This is a genomic window from Luteibacter sp. UNCMF366Tsu5.1 (genome assembly GCF_900119235.1).
GTDB classification, from domain to species: Bacteria; Pseudomonadota; Gammaproteobacteria; order Xanthomonadales; family Rhodanobacteraceae; genus Luteibacter; species Luteibacter flocculans.
The window spans coordinates 1,852,745-1,868,116 of record NZ_FPIS01000001.1; the positions used below are offsets into that span (position 1 = coordinate 1,852,745).

General features: G+C 65.8%; 13 protein-coding genes. 7 read left to right on the plus strand and 6 right to left on the minus strand.

Going from position 1 to position 15,372, the window contains the following annotated elements:
• Positions 1–260 precede the first annotated feature (260 nt).
• Positions 261–3,290, plus strand: a complete 3,030-nt coding sequence (locus BT115_RS08300; RefSeq protein ID WP_072321973.1) for a TonB-dependent receptor — start codon at positions 261–263, stop codon at positions 3,288–3,290.
• A 122-nt stretch (positions 3,291–3,412) separates the two neighbouring features.
• Here BT115_RS08300 and BT115_RS08305 read toward each other — a convergent pair whose 3' ends face one another.
• The 3 genes from BT115_RS08305 to BT115_RS08315 all read right to left on the minus strand — a co-directional run bounded on the left by BT115_RS08305 (position 3,413) and on the right by BT115_RS08315 (position 7,627).
• The gene (locus tag BT115_RS08305; RefSeq protein ID WP_072321974.1) at positions 3,413–4,717 is read right to left on the minus strand and encodes a hypothetical protein; all 1,305 of its coding nucleotides are present in this window, start codon (positions 4,715–4,717) and stop codon (positions 3,413–3,415) included.
• Positions 4,714–7,080 (minus strand): hypothetical protein, encoded by a 2,367-nt coding sequence (locus BT115_RS08310; RefSeq protein ID WP_143144491.1) that lies wholly within the window; start codon positions 7,078–7,080, stop codon positions 4,714–4,716. Before BT115_RS08310 ends, BT115_RS08305 begins: the two co-directional genes overlap by 4 nt.
• 154 nt (positions 7,081–7,234) lie before the next feature.
• Positions 7,235–7,627, minus strand: a complete 393-nt coding sequence (locus tag BT115_RS08315; protein ID WP_072321976.1) for a hypothetical protein — start codon at positions 7,625–7,627, stop codon at positions 7,235–7,237.
• 250 nt (positions 7,628–7,877) lie between these two features.
• Here BT115_RS08315 and BT115_RS08320 point away from each other — a divergent pair, with 250 nt between their 5' ends.
• A complete protein-coding gene (locus BT115_RS08320; protein ID WP_072321977.1) occupies positions 7,878–8,654 on the plus strand; it encodes a ferredoxin--NADP reductase in 777 nt (258 codons plus the stop codon).
• A 25-nt stretch (positions 8,655–8,679) separates the two neighbouring features.
• On the opposite strand, the gene BT115_RS08325 is transcribed toward BT115_RS08320, so the two are convergent.
• Positions 8,680–9,342, minus strand: a complete 663-nt coding sequence (locus BT115_RS08325) for an RIO1 family regulatory kinase/ATPase domain-containing protein (RefSeq protein ID WP_072321978.1) — start codon at positions 9,340–9,342, stop codon at positions 8,680–8,682.
• Between the two features lie 90 nt (positions 9,343–9,432).
• On the opposite strand from BT115_RS08325, the gene BT115_RS08330 reads away from it, so the two are divergent.
• The 3 genes from BT115_RS08330 to BT115_RS08340 all read left to right on the plus strand — a co-directional run bounded on the left by BT115_RS08330 (position 9,433) and on the right by BT115_RS08340 (position 12,530).
• Positions 9,433–10,203: a DUF3298 and DUF4163 domain-containing protein gene (locus BT115_RS08330; RefSeq protein WP_072321979.1), complete on the plus strand. Its 771-nt coding sequence runs from the start codon at positions 9,433–9,435 to the stop codon at positions 10,201–10,203.
• A complete protein-coding gene (locus tag BT115_RS08335) occupies positions 10,203–10,685 on the plus strand; it encodes a DUF456 domain-containing protein (protein ID WP_072321980.1) in 483 nt (160 codons plus the stop codon). The genes BT115_RS08330 and BT115_RS08335 overlap by 1 nt, the downstream gene beginning before the upstream one ends.
• A 72-nt stretch (positions 10,686–10,757) precedes the next feature.
• Positions 10,758–12,530 carry a DUF885 domain-containing protein gene (locus BT115_RS08340; RefSeq protein ID WP_072321981.1) on the plus strand — a complete coding sequence of 591 codons (1,773 nt, stop codon included), beginning with the start codon at positions 10,758–10,760 and terminating at the stop codon, positions 12,528–12,530.
• A gap of 58 nt (positions 12,531–12,588) precedes the next feature.
• Here the strand turns inward: BT115_RS08340 and BT115_RS08345 are convergent, their stop codons facing one another.
• Positions 12,589–13,254 (minus strand): PAQR family membrane homeostasis protein TrhA, encoded by a 666-nt coding sequence (locus BT115_RS08345; protein ID WP_072321982.1) that lies wholly within the window; start codon positions 13,252–13,254, stop codon positions 12,589–12,591.
• A gap of 114 nt (positions 13,255–13,368) precedes the next feature.
• Between BT115_RS08345 and BT115_RS08350 the strand changes: the two genes are divergently transcribed.
• Positions 13,369–14,196 carry a universal stress protein gene (locus tag BT115_RS08350; RefSeq protein WP_143144492.1) on the plus strand — a complete coding sequence of 276 codons (828 nt, stop codon included), beginning with the start codon at positions 13,369–13,371 and terminating at the stop codon, positions 14,194–14,196.
• A gap of 149 nt (positions 14,197–14,345) precedes the next feature.
• Positions 14,346–15,014, plus strand: coding sequence for an energy transducer TonB (locus tag BT115_RS08355; RefSeq protein WP_072321984.1), 669 nt, complete (start codon positions 14,346–14,348; stop codon positions 15,012–15,014).
• A gap of 50 nt (positions 15,015–15,064) precedes the next feature.
• Here BT115_RS08355 and BT115_RS08360 read toward each other — a convergent pair whose 3' ends face one another.
• Positions 15,065–15,349: a hypothetical protein gene (locus BT115_RS08360; RefSeq protein ID WP_072321985.1), complete on the minus strand. Its 285-nt coding sequence runs from the start codon at positions 15,347–15,349 to the stop codon at positions 15,065–15,067.
• Positions 15,350–15,372 lie beyond the last annotated feature (23 nt).

Genomic DNA, 15,372 nt, shown 5'->3' on the forward strand with positions numbered 1-15,372 from the left:
GTTACGGCGTTTTCTGCTGCGCCGCGGCAAGCGGCGGAGCGGACCGGAAGGGAGTCGAATGACGCCTGTGACGGGCTGGACATCGCAGGATACCTCCTGTAAATCATCGGCGGAGTCCATTTGGATCGAGACAAATGGACGGCTAGGCGATGGAGCGCGGGAGGGGTCGTCTTGGCTCCAGAGCAGAGCATTCGGGCGGGGGCCCGTTGCCGCTTTCCCGTGTTGCCGTCTTTTTTCTGGGGCACCAATTCGGGGAAGTCATGAACAAGCAGTTTCTCTCTCGCAGGCGCGCTCTCGCACTGGCGGTATGCACGTGCCTGGGCAGCGTTTCGAGTGTGTATGCGCAGTCCACCACCGGCGCTCTCAACGGTTCGGTTCCCGCGGGCGGCAACCAGACGGTGGTCGTCGAAAGCGGTGCCGGTTTCCGGCGCGAGGTCGCCGTGGACGAACGCGGCCGCTACAGCGCAAACCAACTGCCGCTGGGCACCTATACCGTCACGCTGATGCGCGACGGCGCACCGGTCGATACGCGCAAGGACGTGACCCTGCGTGTCGGCGCCAGCACCGACGTGTCCTTCAATGCACCCGCGGCAGCCAGCGCCAGCAACGCAGCCAGCCTCGAAGGCGTGACGGTCACCGGGACGGCCCTACCGAACATCGACGTGACCGCGGTCGACTCGCGCACCGTCATCACGTCCGAACAGCTTGCGAAGCTACCGCTGGGCCGTTCCGCCGAAGCCATCGCGCGCCTCGCGCCGGGCGTGGTCAACAACGGCGGCGGCTTCACCAGCGATACCGGCCGCTCGGTTGCCAGCTTCGGCGGCGCCGCTGCCAACGAGAACGCCTATTACGTCAACGGCTTCAACACCACCGATCCGTTGAACGCGCTGGGTGGCCTGCAGCTTCCGTACGGAGCGGTGGACCAGCAGGAGGTCTATACCGGCGGCTACAGCGCGCAGTACGGTCGTTCCGATGGCGGCGTGATCAGCCAGGTCGGCAAGCGCGGCACCAATCAATGGCATTTCGGCGCACAGATCCTGTGGGAGCCGAACTGGGCCCGCGCGTCGGGCCCGAACCTGCATTACGCGAACACGCCCGACTCCGCACCGGCCGGTGACCTGTACCAGCCGAAGAGCCAGAACGACAAATGGAGCACCACGGTCAGTGCCTACGCGGGCGGTCCGCTGATCAAGGACAAGCTGTTCTTCTTCCTGGCTGGCGAATTCGAGAAGCAGGGCTACCGCAACGTGAACTCGGTGGGCAGCAGCACGCCAGCCTCGACGAACAACTACGACAACCCGCGCTGGTACGGCAAGCTCGACTGGAACATCAACGACAGCAACATCCTCGAGTTGACCAGTGCAGGCGACAAGCGCGAAGGCTCCGGCACCCGCTACAGCTACGACTACGCCAACCTCTCGCGTACCGCACGGATCGGTGACGTCAACGACACCAAGACGGGCGGCGACCTGTGGGTAGCCAAGTACACGGGCTACATCACGGAGAACCTGACCGTGAGCGCCATGTTCGGCAAGATGTCGAGCAAGAACTATGACCAGCCGACCGAATACGACCCGGAACTCATCCGCGTGGATAATCCGGTACGCCAGAACCCGGCGTTGAACGGCGGCCACCCGATCCAGAACAACCAGGTGGCCGACATCAGTTCGCCGGGCCGCGGCAACAAGTCGACCAACTTCCGCTTCGACGTCGCCTACGTGCTGGGCGATCACACGATTGCCGTCGGTATCGATAACGTGCGTTCGCGCGTGGAGGACTTCGGCACGCAGAGCCCCGGCCCCGGCTACGTCTGGAGCTACGGCCATTCCGACGATCCGACGGAGGCCATCGACAACACGCCCGGACGCAACTTCGTTCCCGCCCCTGCCCTGTTCCCCAACGGCGCGGGCGGTTACTGGGTCAGCCGCAACGTGGTGAATAACCTCGTCAACGTCCGCTCCGACCAGAAAGCCCAGTACATCGAGGACAAGTGGCAGGTCAACGACCGTTGGCTGCTCTCGCTCGGCCTGCGCAACGACCAGTTCACCGACTACAACCAGTTCGGTGAGCCGTTCATCAAGCAGACGCGTCCGCAATGGGCACCGCGTCTCGGTGCGTCGTGGGACGTGAACGGCGACGGCAGCTTCAAGGTTTACGCCAACGCCGGTCGATACTACCTCGGCCTGCCACTCAATCCGGCCACGGGTGCGGCTGCCGGCTACACCGCCACGCAGCAGTACTTCACCTATTCCGGCATCAACCCGGTGGATGGCACGCCGACCGGTCTCACGCAGTTCAGCGGTGTGGTGTCGGGCAACAACTCGTACGGCATTCCGCCCGACCCACGCACCGTTGCCGCGAAGGATCTGAAGTCCGAGAACCAGGACGAGTTCATCCTGGGTTTCGACAAGACGTTCGGTGAGCACTGGACGTATGGCGTGAAGTTGATGCAGCGCAAACTCAATGCCGTCATCGACGATTTCTGCGACCTCGACGTCGTCACCAACAAGGCCACCGCCCTTGGTTATACGGTCGGCTCGACGAACAGTTGCTACCTCGTCAACGGCGGCCATTCGAACAAGTTCACCCTGATCGACAGCGCGGGCAATCCGTTCGTCGTGCCGCTCAGCCGCGAAGAAATGGGCATGCCGAAGACGAAACGCCGCTACCTCAGCGCCGAGTTCTACACCGAGCACCAGTTCGACGGCACCTGGTACGGCAAGTTCGATTACGTGTGGTCGCATTCGTACGGCAACACCGAGGGCCAGGCTCGTACCGATACGCGTCAGTCCGGTGCCGCAGGCAGCGTGGACTGGGACAACCACTACGTGATGGATTACGCCAATGGTCCGCTCGGCAACGATCACACGCACGTGTTCAAGGCCTACGGTTACTGGCAGTTCGCGCCCGAGTGGCAGTTGTCCGGCAACCTGCAGGCGACCTCCGGCGCGCCGGAAGTCTGCCTTGGCTATTGGGGCCCGAACCAGGAAGATCCGGCGCACTACGGCAGCTCGTATCACTGGTGTGACGGTCAGCCGTCGCCCCCGGGAGACAAGGGCCGCCTGCCGTGGACCTTCCAGTTGGATCTCGGCGTGACCTATCGCCCAGGCTGGGCGGATTCGAAGCTGGCGTTCTCGGCGAACGTCTTCAACGTGCTCAACCAGCAGCGCGCCACGTTCCGCTACCCGACCGAGTACGAAAACCGCGGCTCGCCGCATCCGATCTACCGCGTTCCGCTGATCACCCAGGATCCGCGCTACGCACGCCTCGCCGTCACGTACGACTTCTAAGCGTCTTCAACACCCGCAAGATCCCTGTGTGAGACTTGCGCCCCTCCACGGACACCGGCTCATCCCCAACCGGTGCCCGTGGATCGGGCGCTCTTTTTTTGTCTGGATGTCGGACACCGTTACTACAGGCTCATGCCATGGCTGTGCTGCTGTCGCTGCATCGCCATGTGTTCCGCCTGTTGGCGCAGGTCATTGGCGAAGGCCTGATCGAGTTGCCGGGCGTGGGCGATGCTTTGGTCCTTCGGCGGCGGTGTGCTGTCGCATTCGATCGACGCGACCTTGCCGGTATATCGCGCGCTGCAGAGGATGCGATCGTCCGCGACGTCGACGGCGCCCAGGTCCTGCGCATGATGGATACCGATGCGACGGGCCTTCAGGGCCACCTCGGCGGCCTTGGCATCGGAGATGTCCATCGGCAGGCGGTGGCGCACAGCGGCGTAGAGCGGATCGTCGTCCGGACGCGGCAGCGTGGCACGCGGCTTGGTATGCGTCAGCGGGTGCGCCGATTCCACGAGGCGACCGGCGTCGTCGGGATGGAACGCCTCACGCGCGGCGGCACGGTGCAGGCGCAGATCACGCGTGTCTTCCAATATCCGGCGTTGCGCTTCTGGCACGTCGTCGAGTTGGTCGTGGCGGATGCCCATGACCGGTTCCGCATGGCGGATCTCCATCCACTCGCCGTACCGGTCGCGCATGTAGTAGTGGTCGTTGCGACCGATGACGTCGGGCGAATCGTGCGGGCGTTCGTTCAACGCGCCGACATACGCCGCGCTCATATCACGCGCATAGGCGCCACGGTCGATCACCGGCATGTCCTGCGCGGCGACGAGGCCGAGCAAAGTGTCCTTGCCGCGATGCAGGCCCAGCGCCTGGTCGTTGAGCATGCTGGTCCAGACGCGTTCGGCGGGGGCTTCTACGATCTTGTCCAACGTGGCGCCCGACAGCACCTCGCCGCGCTCTGCGGCGCGCGTCTGTTCACGCTGCGCATCCTGCTTGCCCGCGCGACGTGCCGCTTCGAGCAATTTGCGCGGCGTCCAGGCGTCGGGATCGACTTCGATCTTGCGGAAGGCGCGATCGTGCGCCTCTTGCACTTCTTTCACAGGGAGATTGAGTGCTTGTGACGATTCGCCCCTGCCCATCCATTGCTTGCGATAGGCGAGGTCGCGCTTCATGAGGTCCACACCGAAGTCGTCCCATTCGCGTTCTGTGAAGACCTTGCCGTTGTGTTCGCGTGCGTAATTCTGCGCGTAGAGGTTCGCCGTCTTGCCCGGCATGTTGTCGTGACGAACGACACCCAGGGCGAGGCGTCCATAGCCGTCGTTGCCGGGCAACTGCGCCAGGTAATTCCAGTACAGCTCGCGATTTTTTGCTCCCGCGTAATGGCTAAGCACCTTGAGGTCCTTCGGGCTCAGGCCGGGTGCGCTCACGGCTTAACCTCGCCGTCGCGGAACAATTGCCGGACGCGATCCTCGATGCGCCGCCAGTCGGCCATGACGATGCGCTGATACATGATATCCACGGTCGCGCGATATTCCGGAAGCATGAAATGGTGGTCGCACGTGGCGCGTTCGAAGACACCGCGGATGACGGACAGACCGTCCGGTGTCACGGTGACGCCATCGGGAATCGCCGCGGGTGAGCATTTCAGGACCGTGCGCGGGATCCCATCAGGGCCCATGTCGATGTACCAATCCTCGTTCCGGTAACCCGACGGCTCGGCGGCCGGTGTATCGGGTCCGAACAGACGCTGGTAGTAGCGTTCCAGTGCCGGAAAGTCGGTGTAGTACGGCGTCAAGCCATGGACCGGGTCGCCCTTGATCCGCAGGTGCAGGTTTTCAGAGGGATCATCGCGACCGAAGTCCCCGTCGGGGTCGAACGGCTCGATGATGCTGCGCATGTAGCGATGCACTTTTTCGTCGGTCAGTCGATCGAGGTACGAGACCGAGACCGGCAACGTGGAGAGAAATGTATCCTGATCGCGATACATGTAAACGTCCTCGGGCCACGGCTCCAGCGACGGCCAGCGCAGCACGAAACTGATCTGTTTAAGGCGGCTGCTTGGGCGGTAGTGCTCCTTGAATACCTCCTCCGGAAACACGAACGCATGCGGACCGAGCATGGCGCCATGCATGCCGGCCGGCACGATCACACCACCGATGCTGTGCGGATAGGCGACCGGCTTCGGTTCCGGCGTTGCGCCTGTGGTCATTAACGAGGTCAGCAACACGGCGAGCGATCGGGGGAAGGACATGGCCTCTCCTTGGGCGTCATGAGGGGGGTGAGGGGCGTGGCGGCGCGGCATGATCACCGGGCAGCGCACGGGACGCGGTAGCGCTACGCCGAGCAGCCATTGCTCGCCGGCGCGCAGCGCGAGCGCGTCCTCCGTGGACGGATCGCAGGGCATGCGACGCCCCTGGCGCCGATGTGCGTCGAGGAAATGCTTGATGCCCTGCGCTTCGCGTTCGGCGCGCAACCGATCGACTGGCGCGTGGGAGGCCAACACGCCGAAGCGTCCGGCGAGCGCGTCACCGTATTCGCGGAACAGCGCCGTGACGCTGCGTGCCGAAGCGAGACACCGTAGCGTGTCGGCGTGCTCGAGCAGGCACGGCAACCGTGGCAGCAGGTCGAGGCCGTGGATCACCACCGTGGGCGCGTGGTGGCTCGCCCCAGCCCTCCACTGCGTTACGCACGCCTCGATCAACGGCACCGCCGCGTCGCGCCGACCGTACGGCACGTCCAGATAGAGCGTGGCGCGTTCAGGCGCGGCGGGGACAAAGGCCGGGCCGCGCGTCGCCGCATCCACCGTTGCCGAGGCGAACACTGCCAAAGGCGTGCGCAAGCGGGCGACAAGGCGCAGCAGCCCTTCGTCGTCGATGTCGGCATATACGAGCAATGCCGACTTGGTCGCCGGCCGCAGCGCCGGCAGCGCGGCGAGCGCATGCAGCCAACGACGGACGCTTTCGGCGTCATCGAGCGGTTCGAGCAAACGCCACAGGTCGCCCGGCGCCGGTGGCACCGATTCATGTGCCGCGCGCAGTACCGCATCCACGGCCTCCACCAGCCCCAGGAACAGGCCACGCACCTGGCTGACCCGCGCACGCTCCTCGATCCGCCGCTCCGGGTACCAGGCTTCCGCCAGCGCTTCGAGTTCCGGTCGCCGCAGCCGCTCGGGCGTCCAGGCGATGGCGAACGGATTCCACGGCCGGCCGCCGCCGAACGGCGCGAGCCGATGCACTTCGCCGTGCCCGACACGCCAGCCGGCGGTGGCAGCGTGCATCGTGCCGTCCAGGTCGATGACCAAGAGCGGCCCGGTCAGATCGCGTAGCGCGCCGCGCAGCACCTCGTGCGTGATCGGATAGCCCGGGGCGACGACCAGCAGCGACTCGCCGGGCGGCAAGGTAAGCGTGCGCAGGCCATGGCGCGAGAGCGGCGGCTGTTTGGGCCGGGTCCATGCAGGTAGCCGGCGCAGCACGCGCGCCGTATCGACGGGCGACACGGACAGCGAAGGTTTCAGCGCCCGGATTCGTCGCATCAGGCAGACCACGCCGAGCGCCCACAGCATCGGCGCCAGTGCCAGGCCGATCAGCCCAGCCACGCGAATGCGCCCGGCGTAAGGAAGGTACTCGGGCAGTTCCAGCGATTGCCAATACGCCAGCGCCAACCCGTAGTGCAGGTCCGCCAGCGGCACGCCGAGCACCAGCACGATGCAGGCGCCCGACAGATAAGGAGCGATCGCACATACGCCCAGGCCTCCAAGGCCTGCTCCAAGGCGCCACCATCCAGGCATCATGCCGTGTCCGTGCTTGTCCAAAGCGCGGATGCTGCCACGCGCCGCACGCGTCATCGACGCGAGGCTTGGCAACTCAAAGGTTTAGATGCCGGCTAAAAAGCAACCCAGGCGTGACAGCCCTGAGGGCTTTCGTAAGACGGGAAGGTGCGGCGAATCAGCGCGCCTCGCCGGAGGCGGCCACCACCATCTCGATGTATCCCAGCACGTCGGCCAGGGGCAGGTCGAAGACCCCCGCATCGCCGTTGTCGTAGGCCTGCCGCCAGACCGCGTATCCATCCCGCCACGATTCATCGGCATCGGCGTCGCCAGCACGAGCCAGCAGGCTCGCATCCAGCGACGCGCGCGACACGGCGGCGTGCTGCATGGCCGGCTGCAGACCGCCGGGCAACCGGTGGTTGCGCAGCTTCACGTCGAGGATGGAGACGTGGAAGACGTCGCCGTCTTCCGGTTCGCGGTCGAGATGGCGGATGGCAACACGCGAGGCTTCCTCGCCAGGGCGGGTGCGATAGGTCCAGGCCTGGCCCACGGCGTAATCCGGTCGGGTCATCGGCGTCTCTCCTTCCTGCGAACGGCCCCGCATCATAGGACCTGTTTACCGAATTCGCGTTGTCCTAGTGCAGTCGGGTGCGGCGACCCGGATCGATATGGCTTAAACTTGCGCCCCATGAGCGCGCACCTACGCGGTGCGCAGCGACGCGCGAGGCAGCGCGGCCCCACCGGCCGCTTCCCCAGCCGATCCCAGGCCACCGCGCGCGGCGCGTTGGCCCGCCCTTTTCGTCTTTGAGGTTCAGCACACCATGGTGGCACTGGCGACCGAGCACGTGATCGACGTGCATCACTGGAACGACAGCCTCTTCAGTTTCCGCACCACCCGCGACCCGGGATTCCGGTTCGAAAGCGGGCATTTCGTGATGATCGGGCTGGAAGTCGACGGCAGGCCGCTGATGCGTGCCTATTCGATTGCCAGTGCGAATTACGAAGAACACCTGGAATTCTTCAGCATCAAGGTCCAGGACGGCCCGCTCACCTCGCGCTTGCAACACCTTAAGCCGGGCGATCCGGTCATCGTGAGCCGCAAGCCCACCGGCACCCTGGTCCTCAATGACCTGAAGCCCGGCAAGCGCCTTTATCTGCTGGGTACCGGCACGGGTCTGGCACCGTTTCTCTCGATCATCCGCGATCCGGAGACCTACGAGCGTTTCGACACCATCGTGCTGGCCCATGGCGTTCGCCACGTCAACGATCTTGCCTATTCCGAGTACATCGAGAACGAACTGCCGAACCACGAGTACCTGGGCGAGCTGGTCCGCCAGAAGCTCATCTACTACCCGACGGTGACCCGCGAAGCGTTCCGCAACCGGGGCCGGATCACCGACGCCATCGCCGACGGCGAGCTGGCCCGCGCGACGGGCCTGCCGCAACTCAACCCCGCTGAGGATCGCGTCATGCTTTGCGGCAGCCCGTCGATGCTGGAAGACGTCTGCGTGCTGCTCGATGGCGAAGGTTTCCAGGCCTCGCCGCGCACGCGTGAGCCGGGCGACTACGTGATCGAGCGCGCGTTCGTCGAGAAATGACGCGCCTTGCTAGCCGGGTACCCGCTCAGCGGCGTACCCGGCCCTGCCCTTCGTTGTCCCAGTAGCCAAAGATTCGCCGCGCCACGAGTTTGTAGAGGCGCTTTCCGGTCGCGCGCCACAGCCGTGAATGCGGCGCCGGCTGCGCGAGGATGCGCTGCTGCCTTGCCGAAAGACGCTCGGGCGCATACGTACGCTTGTGTTTGAGCAGGTGACGAAGATCCTCCCGCGCCAGCAGGCGGAACAGCGCGCCGCGGCGTCCGCGTGTCCAGGCGATCTGAAAATCCACCAGGCCCGGCGAGCCGTCCTCGCGCACAAGCCAGTTCGGCTCCTTGGCGAGGTCGTTGTGCACGATGCCGCGCCGGTGCAGCACGGCGAGCAGGCGCAATGCATCGCGATAGTAAGCCGCATCGAGCGGGCGTCCCACCTGCATCGGCTCGCCTGCCATATAGCTGCGTTCGAGCACGGTGCCATTCCACGCCAGCAGGCGGGGCACGCCGTCCACGCCCTCCAGACGACGGAGGGCGCGCGCCTCGCGCGCCGCGGCACGACGCGCGAACCAGCGCGCCCACCAGCGCGCCGCACCGATGTCGCGGCGAATCAGCCGCACGCCGTCACGATCTACCCGCTCAATGCGGCCCAGTTCGTCGGCCTTCAGCAGGGTCACCGATTCCGTCGTCGCCGTATGCACGTGGTTCCTTCATTCATTGACGCGCCGTCCGCCATGCGGAAGCTACGCTAGTATTTCCCGTTGCGAGCCACGCGAAGGAGAACACGCAAGATGCCGGTGCGACACATCCTGCCGCTTTTCATCGCCGTGGCCGGGCTCGCTGCCTGCCGCGACGATACTGATCGTGCGAAGAGCGGCAACACGCCGCCTCCCGCGCAGGCAGGGTCGAACAAGGATACCCAATCCGGGCGCGAAGGCCTGTATACGATGGAGCTGAAGCTGCCCGATCTGCCGCCCGAGGCGGCGCCGCTGCGTCAGGCGATCGATCACTACGTGGCGCGCCAGAAGCGTGATTTCCTCGCCACCCTCGATGCGCCCGATGCGCAGGCAAGCGCGCGCGAGCTTCCCTGGGATCTGAATCTCGACGTCGCTATCGCCTCGCGTACCGACCGCTTCATCAATGTGCAGGTGGACGGCTCCTCGTTTACCGGCGGGGCCCACCCCGCGCCCATCGTCGACAGCTTCACCTACGACGTGCGCGAGCGCCGCGTGGTGAGCATCGACGAACTCTTCACCGATCCCAAGGCGGCCGAACGGGCCTTCGCCGCCGAGGCGCGCCGCCAGTTACTCACCGCGCTGGACGACCAGGACGAGCCGTTGGCCTCCGATGCCACACAGATCGACGAAGGCACCGCGCCGGACGCGGACCACTACCGCGTCTTCAGCCTGCTCACAGGCCCCGACGACAAGGTCCACGGCCTCACCTTCATCTTCCCGCCCTACCAGGTGGCGTCGTACGCCGCCGGTCCGCAGGCCATCGACGTGCCGAGCGAGGCGTTCTCCGCGCTCCTCAAGCCCGAGTATCGCGAGGCCTTCCGTTGATGGAGCTGTTTCTCTACCTGCTCGCTGCCGCACTCATCGTCGGCGGCGTGGCCGGTGCGATTCTGCCCGCGCTGCCGGGCATTCCCATGATCTTTGGCGGCATCTGGCTCGCCGCCGCCGTAGATGAGTATCGTCATCTGGGCTGGGCCTGGCTGCTGGCCATCGGCGTCGTCGGCGCCGTGGGCGTGGCGCTGGACTTCATCTCGGCATCGTTGGGTGCGAAACGCATCGGCGCCAGTTCACGCGCCCTTTGGGGGGCAGGCGTGGGCACCACCATCGGCATGTTTTTCGGCATACCGGGGCTGCTTATCGGCCCCTTTGCCGGTGCCGTCGCGGGCGAGCTGTGGTCGGGTCAAAGCGTGCTGCGTTCCGCGCACGTGGGCGTGAGTACCTGGGTCGGCATGCTGGTGGGCATCCTCGCCAAGGTGGTGATCTCGTTTTTGATGATCGGCATGGCAGGACTGGCTCTGCTTTTCAGCTGACAGGCCATTGGGCACATTGGCGCTGGGCCGCCGCAACCGCTAGTCTCGCCGGACTTCACTGGGGAGACACGCATGTTCCGACGACTCACCCTCGCCGCCGCCGTGACCTTCGCGGTCGGCAGCCTGCACGCCGAGACCGCCACGCAACCCGCCTGGATCGCCCGCAGCAACGCCGACGCACAGCCGCTGCTCGACGTCACCGCGCGGTTCAGTCCCGAATCGGCCACCGACATCGGCCTCAAGGGTTACGACGAGAAGACCGTGGACCTCGGCCCCGACGTGGACAAGCGCCAGCGCGCGGCTCTCTTGGCAGTCCGCGACACCGTGAACAAGCGCCTCGCCGTGGAGAAGGACCCCAACGTGAAGCAGGATTTGCAGATCCTGCTCAAGCAGATCGACGGCAGCATCAAGGGCATCGATCTGAACGGGAAATACCTGCTTCCCTGGTACGACGCGGGACAGATCGTCTTCAGCGGCGAATTCTCGCTGCTCAACGCCGAGAGCACCCCGGAACAGAACAAGGCGGCCCTGGGTCGCCTGAAGTGCTACGTGGGCATCGCGCCGGGCTGTACGGCACTGGTCGACCAGGCACGTGCGCGGACCACGGAAAAACTCAGCGATACGAAGCTGCTCGGCCCCGTGAAGGCCGACGTGGAGCAGAAGCTGGGCAATACGCAGCGCTACGTCGACGGCATCCGCAAGCTGTTTGCGGAAAAGAAGATCGCTGGCAGCGATGAGGCGATGGCCAAGCTCGACCAGCAACTCAAGGATTACAACGCGTGGGTGAAGAAGGTGGTGCTCCCGCGTGCACGCACGGACTTCCGTCTGCCCGAGCCACTCTACGCATATAACCTCGAACAGGTCGGTCTCGACATTTCACCGCGCGAACTCATCGACCGCGCGCAGCTCGAGTTCATGGAAACCACCTACGCCTTGCAGATGCTCGCGCCCGTGGTGGCGAAAGCCGAGGGACTCCCCGATGGCGACTACCGCGATGTGCTGAAGGCGCTCAAGAAGAAGCAACTCGCGAAGGACAAGGTCGAGCCCACGTACCACGCCGTCATCGGCAAGATCGAGGACACCATCCACGCGCAGCGCATCGTGGAGCTGCCGAAGCGCGAAATGGCGATGCGTCTTGCCTCCGAAGCCGAGAACGCACGCACGCCGGCACCGCATATGGACCCGCCGCCGTTTGTCGGAAACACGGGCCAGCGCGGCACCTTCGTGCTCACCACAGGCAATCCGCCCGCGGATGGCGACAAGACCCAGACCTACGACGACTTCACCTTCGAGGCCGCAGCCTGGACGCTCACGGCGCACGAGGGCCGCCCGGGGCACGAGCTGCAATTCGCCGCGATGGTGGAACAGGGCGTGTCGCTCACGCGCAGTCTGTTCGCCTTCAACAGCGTGAACGTGGAAGGCTGGGCGCTGTATGCGGAAGCGGAGATGATGCCGTACGAGCCGCCGGCCGGACAGTTCATCGCACTGCAATTCCGCTTGCTGCGCGCGGCGCGCGCGTTCCTCGATCCGATGCTCAACCTGGGCATGATCACGCGGGATCGCGCCCACGACATCCTCGTTCATGACGTAGGCCTGTCCGAGCCGATGGCGCGGCAGGAACTGGATCGCTACACGCTGAACTCGCCCGGTCAGGCCACTGCGTATTTCTATGGATACAGCCGCATCCTGGAACTACGTGCGGAAACGCAGACCCGTCTCGGCGCGAAGTTCGACCGCAAGGCGTTCAACGACTTCCTGATCGCACAGGGCCTGCTGCCGCCGGATCTGCTCGCCGAAGCCGTGCGCACGCAGTTCGTTCCGGCGCAGGAAAAGAAGTCCCCGTAGGAGCCGCCAATTCCTCTGTGGGAGCCGCCATGGCAGCTCCCACACAACAGCGGTGTCCTCAGCGGTCGGACGCCCCGGGGATCACGTACAGCAGCACCGCCAGATAGTGCAGCACGCTGCCGACCAGCACGAAAAGGTGCCAGATCGCGTGGTGATAGGGCAGCCGGCGTGCGACGTAGAACGGCACGCCGGCCGTATAGGCCACGCCGCCACCGAACAGCAGCACGAGGCCGCCGGCAGGTACGTTGGCGCGCAGCGGTTCCACCGCCACCAACGCGACCCACCCCATGGCCACGTACATCGCCACTGCCGCCTTGCGATAGCGCTTGAGCAGACCCAGTTCGGCAGCGCTGCCGATCAGCGCGAGCGCCCAGATCGTGCCAAACAACCCCCAGCCCCATGCGCCGGGCAAGGCCAGCAGGGTGAAGGGCGTGTACGTGCCGGCGATGAGCAGGAAGATGGCGATGTGATCGAGTGTGCGCAGCACGCGCTTGGCAGCCACGCCAGGCACGGAGTGATAAAGCGTCGACGCCGTGTACAACAGAATCAGCGTCGTGCCGAACACTGAACTGGCGACGACGGCTCGTGCATCGCCCTGCATGGCCGAGAACGCCACCAGCACAGCCAGCCCCGCGATGCTGAGCACCCAGCCGATGCCATGAATCACGCTGCTGGCAATCTCTTCGCCGAACGGATAGCGCGGTTGTGCGCTGTCGATGACCATCACTGACTCCACGAGAACCCGTATCCGAGGGTACCCGATGCGACGGGTTATCGAGAACCGCTCGCAACGAGCGCGGCAATTGACCGCGACGTCCTGTCGGTGTTCCATGGCGCCATGACCCTCGAATTGCTCGTGCACATCCCCCGTCTGCCCCCCCAGGGCGCCGGCCTTCGCGCAGCGCTCGCCATGGCGTCGCGCCTGGGCACGCGGCTCGACGCGATGCATGTGGTGGATCTTCCCGCCGCCGCGTTCACGGTGCCGGAAGCAGTCCCTATGCAACTGGACGCGGTGCGACAACGTGCCAGCGATGCCAAGGCGGTAGCGGGCGACTGGGCCACCCTCCTCCAGTCACGCGGGCTGCAGGGCAACTGGCGGGTGGGCAACGGCGATACCGTGACCTTGCTGGCCCATGCCTCGGCCGGCTACGACCTGGTGGTGATGGAGCGCTCCTCGACGATGCGTGGCGATGCCCCGGTCGGGTTCGGCGTCGTTTCGCGCACCGTCTTCGCCTCGAGCCGCGGCGTGCTCGTGGTGCCCGAGGCCGCGCCTGTGGAAACGCTGGGCGATCACGTGCTCGTGGCGTGGAGCGGTAGCCGCGAGTCCGCCCTCGCGGTGCGCTCGTCGTTGCCCTTGCTGCGCAAGGCGTCGCGGGTGACCGTGATCGACGGCAGCCGCGACGAGGACGTCGGCACCTGCGCTCTGCCGGATACCGACATCTGCGGCTGGCTGCAGACCCATGGGGTCACAGCCGAGGTGCGCCGCCTCGACGACGCGGCGCTGCCGTCGCCGGGCCCTGCCCTGCTGGAACTGGCGCACGCGGAGAACGCGGATCTCATCGTCATGGGCGCATGGGGTCGGTCACGACTGTCGGAAATGGTGCTCGGCGGCACCACGCGCTACCTCTTCATGCAGTCCGACGTACCGATGCTCGTGGCGCACTGACGGCCGCCTGGACGTCCATACGTCCCTATTGCAAGTTCTCGCGACGCACGCCTAATCTGCAACCGGACCCGAACACGATCCCCGCCGGTCCCCACCGGCCGTGTTCCCGACCGCGCATCACCTTCCCCCCACGTTGCAGGAGGTGGCTCATGTCGTTCGCTCGTCCGCAGTCCCTGGCCGGAGTCCATCCGGATACCGTCCGCATCGTCGCCATGAGTGCGGCCATTGCGCTCAACGCCGCCGCCCTGCTTGCCGTGATGCGGCCCATGGTGGCGACGTTGTCGCCTGCCCCTCTCCCATCGCCGACCATTCGCCTAATCGACCATCCGGTAGAGCCGACGGTGGTTCCACCTCCGCCGATTCTTCTGAAGCCCCTTCCACCGAAGGTACAGGCGCAACCCACCCGGACGCCGAAGACGGTCGAAGTCGTGACGCAACAGGTGCAGGCACCGAGCGACGAAGGGCATGTGCCCGTAACGCTCACGACGCCGACTGAAGTGATCCCGGCGTCACCCACCACCGAACAGGCAGCACCAGCGGAGGAACGGCTGGCCTACGTCTCGGCACCCGCCCCGGCATATCCACGCGCGGCGATCGGCGCCCGCATGCAGGGCACGGTGACGCTCCGCGTGCTGGTCGACGAAACGGGCAAGCCTGTCGATGTGGTCGTGGAGAACACCAGCGGCCACGAACTGCTCGACAAGGCGGCGCGCGATCAGGTCCTGGCCCGGTGGCGATTCCAGCCAGCCACCGCGAACGGCCATGCAGTCAAGGCGTGGGCGCGTGTGCCGGTCACCTTCGACCTGCGTCATACCTGACGAAACCGGGAGGGCGCCGCGCTGCGGTCCCTCCCTTTCCGCGCCAGGGATCAGCGCGGCATGACCACCACGTCGGGCTTGCGGTTGGCCCGGGCGATGGCCCAGACCAGCAGGGCCAGAAGCCCCACGGGGATCAGGATGGGCAGCAGTGCCACCATCACGACCGGCGCCACGAGCAGCATCACCACGCCGCCGATCACGGCGCCCAGGATGCTGCCGAGCAGGCTGAACACACCGCCGATGATGCCGAAAGCGAGCTTCAGCACCGCGCCGACCAGAGCAAAGACCAGGCAGAAGCCTGCGGCGAGGATGACGAGCGAGGTAAGGACGATCATGGCGGTTCTCCGTGGGCGGGACG

What these genes read in the sequence shown, in the direction of transcription:
- BT115_RS08300 (WP_072321973.1), top strand. Translation starts at nt 261, where the DNA reads ATGAACAAGCAGTTTCTCTCTCGCAGGCGCGCTCTCGCACTGGCGGTA.
- BT115_RS08310 (WP_143144491.1), bottom strand. Translation starts at nt 7,080, where the DNA reads ATGATGCCTGGATGGTGGCGCCTTGGAGCAGGCCTTGGAGGCCTGGGC.
- BT115_RS08315 (WP_072321976.1), bottom strand. Translation starts at nt 7,627, where the DNA reads ATGACCCGACCGGATTACGCCGTGGGCCAGGCCTGGACCTATCGCACC.
- BT115_RS08320 (WP_072321977.1), top strand. Translation starts at nt 7,878, where the DNA reads ATGGTGGCACTGGCGACCGAGCACGTGATCGACGTGCATCACTGGAAC.
- BT115_RS08330 (WP_072321979.1), top strand. Translation starts at nt 9,433, where the DNA reads ATGCCGGTGCGACACATCCTGCCGCTTTTCATCGCCGTGGCCGGGCTC.
- BT115_RS08335 (WP_072321980.1), top strand. Translation starts at nt 10,203, where the DNA reads ATGGAGCTGTTTCTCTACCTGCTCGCTGCCGCACTCATCGTCGGCGGC.
- BT115_RS08340 (WP_072321981.1), top strand. Translation starts at nt 10,758, where the DNA reads ATGTTCCGACGACTCACCCTCGCCGCCGCCGTGACCTTCGCGGTCGGC.
- BT115_RS08345 (WP_072321982.1), bottom strand. Translation starts at nt 13,254, where the DNA reads ATGGTCATCGACAGCGCACAACCGCGCTATCCGTTCGGCGAAGAGATT.
- BT115_RS08350 (WP_143144492.1), top strand. Translation starts at nt 13,369, where the DNA reads ATGACCCTCGAATTGCTCGTGCACATCCCCCGTCTGCCCCCCCAGGGC.
- BT115_RS08355 (WP_072321984.1), top strand. Translation starts at nt 14,346, where the DNA reads ATGTCGTTCGCTCGTCCGCAGTCCCTGGCCGGAGTCCATCCGGATACC.
- BT115_RS08360 (WP_072321985.1), bottom strand. Translation starts at nt 15,349, where the DNA reads ATGATCGTCCTTACCTCGCTCGTCATCCTCGCCGCAGGCTTCTGCCTG.